This is a genomic window from Mycobacterium sp. TH-M116, assembly GCF_057473685.1.
Genome location: NZ_JBYCLC010000386.1, coordinates 1 through 8,800, shown reverse-complemented (window position 1 = coordinate 8,800; position 8,800 = coordinate 1). Strand labels below are relative to the sequence as shown.

Below are 8,800 nucleotides of genomic sequence, written 5' to 3'. Positions count from 1 at the left end.
GCGGAACCGCCGAGGCAGGAAGCCGGTGGTGATCAGCAGCGCCAAGTTGTCCGCGATCCGCTGCAGCGGGCCCGGCAGCAGCACACCTCGCACACGGCCCGCGGCAATCGGGAGCAGGTAGTCACGTACCGCGTCGTCGATGTGCACCCGGGCCAGCGACTCCTGCCAGTACCGGTCGAAGGCGGCGCGGTCGGCCGGCCACATCTGCGGCGGCACCTGCAAAGTGGTCGCCAGCGTCATACCCTCGCGGTAATGACGATCGGCATCGCGCTCGTCGAGTTCGCCGATGAAGGTGCGGTAGACGTCGAGCCCGCCCTTGTACAGACAGGCCCCCACCCACAGCTGCAGATCGACGTCGAAGGCGTTGTACTGCACCGGGCTTTCGGGGGCCGAGTACACCTGCGCATGCGCGCGGTTCACCGCACGGCGGAAGGCGTCCTTCTGCGTGTCGCTGCCCGTGGTGGCCACCGCGAGGTAGGTGAAGGTGGTGCGAGCCCGCTTGATCGGGTGCAGGTCCACCCGACCGCTTTCGACGCGGCTCTCCATCACCCCGTAGCCGACACCGGGCCTGGCCAGCTGCATGATCACGTTGGCCGGACCGGCGAGCAGCGCGACTCCCATCAGGCCCTCGTCCATCCCCGACCTCCGCCGCCGGGTGCGCTGCGGCCGGGGTGGGTCGGCAACCGCGCGTTCGACGTGCGGCGTCGCCAGGCGAACCGGCTGGTGGATCGCCATGGCCTGACCTCCCGCGGCGCCCGTCGCACCGAATGTGCGAACGTTTGTTTCCTGATATTGTCCGGGGCCTCGCCCGATGTCAACAGGGATGGTGCTCATGGCCGACGACGCCGAACCGTCGAGCGTGCGCCCCTACGGCGGTGTCGACGCAGCCGCGCGGGTGGCCGCCCGGCGGGCCCGGCTGCTGGCGGCCGGACTGGACCTGCTCGGCGCGCAGCGACAGGACATCCCGGCGCTGACCGTTCGGGGCGTATGCCGCCACGCGGGCCTGGCCGCCCGCTACTTCTACGAAAGCTTTGCCGACAAAGACGCTTTCGTCGGTAGCGTGTTCGATTGGGTGGTCGCCGACCTGGCCGCCACCACCCAGGCGGCGGTGACGGTGGTACCGGCGCACGAGCAGACCCGGGCCGGGATGGCCAACATCGTGGGTGCCATCGCCGGCGACGCCCGCATCGGGCGTCTGCTGTTCAGCGCCCAGCTGGCCGATCCGCTGGTGGTGCGAAAACGCGCCGACTCCCGCGCGCTGTTCGCCATGCTGTCGGGGCGGCACGTCGGCGATGCGCTGCGCGTCCCGGCCAACGATCGCATCGCGGCCGCTGCACACTTCGTCGTCGGCGGGGTCGGGCAGACGATCAGCGCATGGCTGTCCGGCGACGTCCGGCTCGAGCCGGACGAGCTCGTCGACCAGCTGGCGTCGCTGCTCGACGAACTCGCCGAGCCCGACCTGTACCGGCCCCCCTGCCAGCCCCCCTGCCAGCCCAAGGAAACAGTCACCTCAGCGACAGAGGAGGAGTTCCGGCAACAAGGGAAAGTCGTCGCAGCGTCCCTGGGTCCAGCCGCGACGACATAACCCACACCGGCCCCTGTCCTTGGACAGCCGGCGAAGTCGCCGGTTATCACCGGTCAGCGGCCGGCGCCCACCGGAGGTCGGCGGTCGGCCGCGGTCCGCGGCACGGCCTGGGCGTCGCCCGCACCGAATTCCTTGACCCAGCAGGCGAATTCGAGCGTAATACCATCGGGGTCCTGGAAATAGAAGGAGCGGACGTAGACCCCCGGATGCACCGTCGCCGACACCTGGCGCTCGCTCTCGTCGTGGTTGAGTACGGGGCCGACCCGAACCCCCTTGTCCTTCAGGCGCTGCCGGTAGGCGTCGAACTTCTCGGCCGGTACGTGAAACGCCAGGTGGTTCATGCTGCTCACCGCGCTGGTGATGTCCCCGATGCCCGGGACGGCAACCGGGGCCGAGATACCCGGGACCCGGTCCGGGGCTTCGGCGAACCAGAAGAACGCGACGCAGTCGCCGTTGCCGGCGTCGAAGAAGAAGTGCTGCCCCCGCCCGTCGGGCAGATCGAGGGACTTGATCAGCGGCATGCCCAGGATATTGCCGTAGAAGTCCACGGTGCGCGCCATGTCCGAACACACCAGCGCGACATGGTTGATACCGCCGATTTCGAATTCGCCGTTGGTGTTGTGCGGCTTGATCATCGTGCGGCTCCCTCGTTCCTCTGCGTTGAGGTCCTGGCCAGGATCGGGATCTGAATCTAACATCGCATTCGGCATTGTTCCAGGGGAGGTGGCGCCGATGTCGACCGTGGCCGGCACGGGCCGACAAACGCAAGTCGGGATCGGGCGAGGCGGCTCGCCGAGAGCATCCGCGTGTCGCAGTGGGCGATGACCAAGGATGAATACGGCCGGTATCGGTCCGAGATATGCTCATCACCAATCACTTTGATCGCCGAGGAGGGCCACGGTCATGACTCTTCCCAGCGCCGCGGGGATCATCCGCGAATTCGTCGGACTCCCGTCACCCACCGCTGGGCGCGCCGGGGCCGGCGGCCATCCGTGCCAGGGGCTCTATTATCGCGGCAAGGGGCCCAAGCCCCGGGTGGCCATGATCGCCACCCACTACCAGATCGACTTCTCCGAACATTATCTGGCCGAATACATGGCCACCCGCGGGATCGGATTCCTGGGCTGGAACACCCGGTTTCGCGGATTCGAGACCAGCTTCATGCTCGACCACGCGCTGGTCGACATCGGCGTCGGCGTCCGCTGGCTGCGCGAGGCGCAGGGGGTGGAAACCATTGTACTGCTTGGTAATTCTGGTGGAGGCTCGCTGATGGCGGCCTATGAGTCGCAGGCCGTCGAACCCAATGTCACACCATGGGACGGTATGCGGCCCGCGGCGGGCGTGACGGAGTTGCCGCCGGCCGACGGATACGTCGCCACCGCAGCCCACCCCGGACGCCCGGAGGTGCTCACCGCCTGGATGGACGCCGCGGTCGTCGACGAAAAGGACCCGGTCGCGACCGATCCCGATCTCGACCTGTTCGACGAGCGCAACGGGCCCCCGTACTCGCCGGAGTTCGTCGCCCGCTATCGCTCGGCGCAAACCGCACGCAACCATGCCATCACCGACTGGGCCGAGACGGAACTCAAACGCGTTCGTGCGGGCGGTTTTTCCGATCGACCGTTCGCCGTGATGCGGACCTGGGCGGATCCACGCATGGTCGATCCGGGCATCGAACCCAACAAGCGGGCACCGAACTCGTGTTATGCCGGCGTCCCGGCCAAGGCCAATCGCTCCGCGCACGGCATCGCCGCGGCCTGCACGCTGCGCAACTGGTTGGGCATGTGGAGTCTGCGGACCGCGCAGACCCGCGCCGAACCGCACCTGGCCCGCATCACCTGTCCGGCGCTGGTGATCAACGCCGAAGCCGACACCGGGGTTTTCCCCTCCGATGCCGAGCGCATCCACGATGCGCTGGGCAGCGCCGACAAAGCGCGCGCCTCGGTCGACAGCGACCACTACTTCACCACTCCGGGCGCCCGCAGCGAGCAGGCCGACATCATCGCCGGGTGGATCGCCCAGCGATGGCGTTGAGCGTCCCCACCCCGCCGGTGACTAGATTGAGGGATGGTTGGCCGTAACCCGCGAGGGAATCCCTCACCACGAGATTCGAGCAGAAGCCCAGCAAGGCAATGGAAGGCGCGCAATGCCGATCGCGATAACTCCTGAGCACCGAGAACTGGCCGATTCGGTGCGATCCCTGGTGGCGCGGGTGGCGCCGTCCGAGGTCCTGCACGAGGCCCTGGAGACGACACCCGAGTCGCCTCTGCAAAATCCGCCGCCGTACTGGCGGGCCGCGGCCGAGCAGGGCCTGCACGGTGTGCATCTGGCCGAGTCGGTCGGCGGACAGGGGTTCGGCATCCTCGAGTTGGCCGTAGTCCTCGCCGAGTTCGGCTATGGCGCGGTGCCCGGCCCGTTCGTGCCTTCCGCGATCGCGGGCGCGCTGATCTCCGCGCATGATCCAGGGGCCGAAGTCCTCTCCGAACTGGCGTCCGGTGCGGTCATCGCCGCCTACGCGCTCGATTCCGGGCTGACCGCGACCCGGCACGGCCCGAACAACGACGCGCTGGTGATCCGCGGCGAGGTCCGTGCCGTGCCGGCGGCCGCTCAGGCCTCCGTGCTGGTCCTGCCGGTGGCGATCGACAGCGGCGACGAGTGGGTGGTGCTGCGGGCCGACCAGCTCGAGATCGTGCCGGTCAAGAGCGTCGACCCGCTGCGCCCTGTCGCCCACGTGCGGGCCAACGCCGTCGAGATCGGCGACCACGCCGTGCTGGGCAATCTGGGCATGGCCACCGCGCACGCGCTGATGTCGACCCTGCTGTCCGCGGAGGCCGTCGGCGTGGCGCGCTGGGCCACGGACACGGCGTCGGCGTACGCCAAGATCCGTGAGCAGTTCGGCCGGCCGATCGGCCAGTTCCAGGCCATCAAGCACAAGTGCGCGGAGATGACCGCCGACACCGAGCGGGCGACCGCAGCGGTGTGGGATGCCGCCCGCGCCCTGGACGAGGCACGCGACGCCGGCGAAAAAGGTTGGGACATCGCGGCGGCCCACGTCGAGTTCGCCGCCGCGGTCGCGGCCACCCTGGCGCCGGCGGCGGCTCAGCGCTGCGCACAGGATTGCATCCAGGTGCACGGCGGCATCGGCTTCACCTGGGAACACGACACCAACGTCTATTACCGCCGGTCGCTGATGCTGGCCGCCTGCTTCGGGCGCCGGACCGAATACCCGCAAAAGGTCGTGGACACCGCGACCGCCACGGGCATGCGCCCGGTGGACATCGACCTGGACCCCGAGACCGAGAAGCTGCGGGACGAGATCCGGGCCGAGGTCGCCGCGCTCAAGGCGATGGACCGCGAGCAGCGCCGGGTCGCGATCGCCGAAGCCGGCTGGGTGCTGCCGTATCTGCCCAAGCCGTGGGGCCGGGCGGCCAGCCCGGTCGAGCAGGTCATCATCGCGCAGGAATTCAGCGCCGGGCGGGTCCGGCGGCCGCAGGTCGGGATCGCCGCGTGGATCGTCCCCTCCATCGTCGCGTTCGGCACCGACGCGCAGAAGCAACGGTTTTTGCCGCCGACTTTCCGGGGCGACATGATCTGGTGTCAGCTGTTCTCAGAGCCGGGCGCCGGGTCGGACCTTGCGGGGTTGTCCACCAAGGCGACACGCACCGAAGGGGGGTGGCGCGTCACCGGCCAGAAGATCTGGACCACCGCCGCACAGCTCTCGCAGTGGGGCGCGCTGCTGGCCCGGACCGACCCGAATGCCCCGAAGCACAACGGCATCACCTACTTCCTGCTGGACATGGAGAGCGAAGGCGTCACGGTTACGCCGCTGCGCGAGCTCACCGGCAACGCGCTGTTCAACACGGTGTACATCGACGACGTGTTCGTGCCGGACGAGTGCGTGCTCGGCGAGGTCAACCGCGGCTGGGAGGTCAGCCGCAACACCTTGACGGCGGAGCGGGTTTCGCTGGGCAGCAGCGACGCGAACTTCCTGGCGAGCCTGCCCGAGTTCGTCGACTTCGTGCGCGAGGGCCAGTTCGACCAGGTCGGCCGGCACCGCGCCGGCCAGTTGATCGCCGAGGGTCATGCCGCCAAGGTGCTCAACCTGCGCTCGACACTGCTGACCCTGGCGGGTGGTGATGCGATGCCGTCGGCGGCGATATCCAAGCTGTTGTCGATGCGCACCGGCCAGGGTTATGCCGAATTCGCGGTGTCGTCGTTCGGCACCGACGCCGCGATCGGCGACACCGCCGAGCTGCCGGGCAAGTGGGGCGAGTACCTGCTGGCCAGCCGGGCCACCACCATCTACGGCGGCACCTCGGAGGTGCAGCTCAACATCATCGCCGAAAGGCTGCTGGGACTGCCGCGGGATCCCTAGGCAGGGGCCTCAGTCGACCTGCATTTCGCGCAGTTCACGTTTGAGGATCTTGCCCGTGGGGTTGCGCGGCAGCTCCCGCAGGAACAGCACCTCGCGCGGCACCTTGTAGCGCGCCAGGTGGTCGCGCACGTATGCCTTGATGGTGTCCTCGTCGAGACTGGCACCCTCCTTCGTCACCACGAAGGCGCGCAGCCGGTGCCCCCATTCTTTGTCCTCGACGCCGATCGCCGTCGCCTCCACCACGTCGGGATGCCCGCTGATCAGGTCCTCGACCTCGGCGGGAAAAACGTTCTCGCCACCGGAGACGATCATCTCGTCGTCTCGGCCGCTGACGTAGAGCAGGCCGTACTCGTCGAAGTAGCCGACGTCTCCCGAGGACAGCAGGCCGTCGATGATCTGCTTGTTGCCGCCACCGGTGTAGCCCGAGAACGGGAAGGTGTTGCCGACGAAGATCCTGCCGACCTCTCCCTGCCGCAGCTCGTTGCCGTTGTCGTCGTAGATCTTGACCTTCACGCCCTTGACGACCGGTCCGACCGTCGCCGCGTTGCGTTCCAGGTCGTGCGGCCCGGCGATCGTGGCGAACGCGATCTCCGTCGAGCCGTACATGTTGTAGACGACCGGGCCCAGGTCCTTCAGCGCCCGGGCCGCCAGTTCGGCACCCAGCTGGGACCCGGACACGAACACAATGCGAAGGCTGGACAGGTCGGGCTTGGAGTCCATCTTCTCGATGGCGTCGAGAAGGCGCGACAGCATCACCGGGACCACCACCATGGCGGTCGCCCTGTGCTTCTCGACGTCCTCGAGCACCAGCTGCGGCTTGAACTTTCGGCGCAGCACCAGTGTCGACCCCAGGAACATCGCGATGGTGCCGTGGAGGAATCCGAGCGCGTGGAACATCGGGGCGGGCAGCGAGGTCACCTCGCCCGCCTTGAAGGGCACGTGCGACAGGATGCCGCCGATCGGCGCCAGCGTGGGCGGCGTGCTGCGGTTGGCGCCCTTGGGCGTGCCGGTCGTCCCGCTGGTCAAGATGATGATCGACGCGTGCTTGTCCGCCTTCGGGGCCGGCGCTGTGCTGCTGCGCGCGATCAACTCGGCCAGGGTTTCGTCGGTGCTGCCGGACGACTCGTCGGCATCCGGGTTGACACCGAGCGCCCGTAGCTTGCCCAGCGGCGGCTCGGCTTGGCTGACGGCTTTGGTGTACTCGTCGTCGTAGATGATGACCTTGGCGCCTTCGCGTTCGGCCACCTCTTTGATCTGCGGTCCGGAGAATTCGCTGTTGAGCAGGATGATGCGGGCACCCACCCGGGCGCACCCGAAGTAGGCGACCAGGAACCACCGATGGTTGCGGGCCAGCAGGGCGACACCGTCGCCGGCCTTGACGCCCTTGTCGATCAGGCCGTGGGCCACAGCGTGGGCCGCCTCGTCGAGCTCGCGGTAGGTGAACTCGCCGTCTTCGTCGATACACGCGGCGCGGTCAGGCGTGCGCCTGGCGTTGAGCGAAGGCAGCATGCCGAACTCGCCCCACTTGTAGATGTCGGCGGCCATCGCGGCGTAGTTCTGCGGCGGCTCCAGCCGAAACGCCCCCGACTCGATGATCCGCCGCAGATAGTGCAGTTCGGCTGAGCCGCGTTCGAGGTACTGCTGGACTTTCGCCACGGTTTGCCCGGGCAGGCCGAGGAGATTAGGCATGACTTCACCATATGTGACGGCCGTCGCAATGCGACCGGAAAATCGGACCGAATTAACATGGTCCCTGGACGTCGGCCAGACCGGCGTGCCGCTGACCTGTGGCGGTCGCCGCGAGGACGCCGCCTCCGGCCCGGGGCCGCGATAGTCTCACGCGGTGCGACGGGGATGGAGTCGACGGCGATTTTTGCAGCTCGCGATCGCCGCTGCCGCCGGCGCGTCGCCCGCGTGCTCGTCGCGCAAGCCGGCGCCGGGCACCTCCGGCAGCGAAGCGGTGACGATCACGCACCTCTTCGGTCAGACGGTCATCGAGGAGCCGCCCAAGCGCGTGGTCAGCGCGGGCTACACCGAGCAGGACGACCTGCTCGCGGTCGGCGTGGTGCCCGTCGCGGTGACCAACTGGTTCGGCGACGAGCCGTTCGCGGTGTGGCCGTGGGCCCGGCCGAAACTGGGCCCGGCGCGGCCGGTGGTGCTCAGCCTCGACAACGGAATTCAGGTCGACCGGATCGCCAAGCTCAAACCCGACCTGATCGTGGCGATCAACGCCGGCGTCGACGCGGACACCTACCAGAAATTGTCGGCGATCGCCCCCACCGTGCCGCAGGCCGGAAGCGACGCGTTCTTCGAACCGTGGAAGGTCCAGGCCACCACCATCGGCCGGGCCGTGTTCCAGGAAGACCGGATGAAGTCACTGATCGACGGCGTCGACGCGAAGTTCGCCGCCGTGGCCCAGAAGAATCCGCAATGGAAGGACACGAAGGTCCTACTGATGGACGGCAGGCTGTGGCAGGGCACCGTGGTCGCCACGACGCCGGGCTGGCGGACCGACTTCTTGACCGCCATGGGTCTGGACGTCGCCGACAGCGTCCAACCCTTCGGCAGCGGCTCCCGCGCCGTCATCCCGCGCGACCACATCAAAGCGGTGCTCGATGCCGCCGACGTGGTGATCTGGACAACCGAAGGCCCGGAGGACCAACAGGCGATCCTGGCCGACCCGGCGGTGGCCGCCTGCCGGGCGACCGCGCAGCACCGCCACATCTTCACGTCCAAGGAGGAAGCCGGCGCGGTCGCCTTCGCGTCGACCCTCAGCTACCCGGTCGTCGCCGAGCGGCTGCCCCCGCAGATCGGTAAGATCCTCGGCTGAACCGCGCCCG

At 68.5% G+C, this 8,800-nt stretch carries 7 protein-coding genes; 4 read left to right on the top strand and 3 right to left on the bottom strand.

What is annotated here, in order from left to right; all coding sequences use genetic code 11:
* On the bottom strand, nucleotides 1-735 hold a 735-nt coding region (locus AC2VOK_RS20065), incomplete at its 3' end, for an oxygenase MpaB family protein (protein ID WP_428902005.1).
* A gap of 97 nt (nucleotides 736-832) precedes the next feature.
* On the opposite strand from AC2VOK_RS20065, the gene AC2VOK_RS20060 reads away from it, so the two are divergent.
* The gene (locus AC2VOK_RS20060) at nucleotides 833-1,585 is read left to right on the top strand and encodes a TetR/AcrR family transcriptional regulator (protein ID WP_428902006.1); all 753 of its coding nucleotides are present in this window, start codon (nucleotides 833-835) and stop codon (nucleotides 1,583-1,585) included.
* Between the two features lie 53 nt (nucleotides 1,586-1,638).
* Here AC2VOK_RS20060 and AC2VOK_RS20055 read toward each other — a convergent pair whose 3' ends face one another.
* Nucleotides 1,639-2,220, bottom strand: a complete 582-nt coding sequence (locus tag AC2VOK_RS20055) for a VOC family protein (protein WP_428902004.1) — start codon at nucleotides 2,218-2,220, stop codon at nucleotides 1,639-1,641.
* Between the two features lie 268 nt (nucleotides 2,221-2,488).
* Between AC2VOK_RS20055 and AC2VOK_RS20050 the strand changes: the two genes are divergently transcribed.
* Both AC2VOK_RS20050 and AC2VOK_RS20045 read left to right on the top strand, forming a co-directional pair.
* Nucleotides 2,489-3,619 carry an alpha/beta hydrolase family protein gene (locus tag AC2VOK_RS20050; RefSeq protein ID WP_428902003.1) on the top strand — a complete coding sequence of 377 codons (1,131 nt, stop codon included), beginning with the start codon at nucleotides 2,489-2,491 and terminating at the stop codon, nucleotides 3,617-3,619.
* Nucleotides 3,620-3,731: 112 nt separating this feature from the next.
* Nucleotides 3,732-5,960 carry an acyl-CoA dehydrogenase family protein gene (locus tag AC2VOK_RS20045; protein ID WP_428902002.1) on the top strand — a complete coding sequence of 743 codons (2,229 nt, stop codon included), beginning with the start codon at nucleotides 3,732-3,734 and terminating at the stop codon, nucleotides 5,958-5,960.
* A 9-nt stretch (nucleotides 5,961-5,969) separates the two neighbouring features.
* On the opposite strand, the gene fadD2 is transcribed toward AC2VOK_RS20045, so the two are convergent.
* The gene (gene fadD2 / locus AC2VOK_RS20040) at nucleotides 5,970-7,649 is read right to left on the bottom strand and encodes a long-chain-fatty-acid--CoA ligase FadD2 (protein WP_428902001.1); all 1,680 of its coding nucleotides are present in this window, start codon (nucleotides 7,647-7,649) and stop codon (nucleotides 5,970-5,972) included.
* A gap of 154 nt (nucleotides 7,650-7,803) precedes the next feature.
* Between fadD2 and AC2VOK_RS20035 the strand changes: the two genes are divergently transcribed.
* Nucleotides 7,804-8,790: an ABC transporter substrate-binding protein gene (locus tag AC2VOK_RS20035; protein WP_428902000.1), complete on the top strand. Its 987-nt coding sequence runs from the start codon at nucleotides 7,804-7,806 to the stop codon at nucleotides 8,788-8,790.
* The last annotated feature ends 10 nt before the right edge of the window (nucleotides 8,791-8,800 follow it).

What these genes read in the sequence shown, in the direction of transcription:
- AC2VOK_RS20055 (WP_428902004.1), bottom strand. Translation starts at nt 2,220, where the DNA reads ATGATCAAGCCGCACAACACCAACGGCGAATTCGAAATCGGCGGTATC.
- AC2VOK_RS20050 (WP_428902003.1), top strand. Translation starts at nt 2,489, where the DNA reads ATGACTCTTCCCAGCGCCGCGGGGATCATCCGCGAATTCGTCGGACTC.
- fadD2 (WP_428902001.1), bottom strand. Translation starts at nt 7,649, where the DNA reads ATGCCTAATCTCCTCGGCCTGCCCGGGCAAACCGTGGCGAAAGTCCAG.
- AC2VOK_RS20045 (WP_428902002.1), top strand. Translation starts at nt 3,732, where the DNA reads ATGCCGATCGCGATAACTCCTGAGCACCGAGAACTGGCCGATTCGGTG.
- AC2VOK_RS20060 (WP_428902006.1), top strand. Translation starts at nt 833, where the DNA reads ATGGCCGACGACGCCGAACCGTCGAGCGTGCGCCCCTACGGCGGTGTC.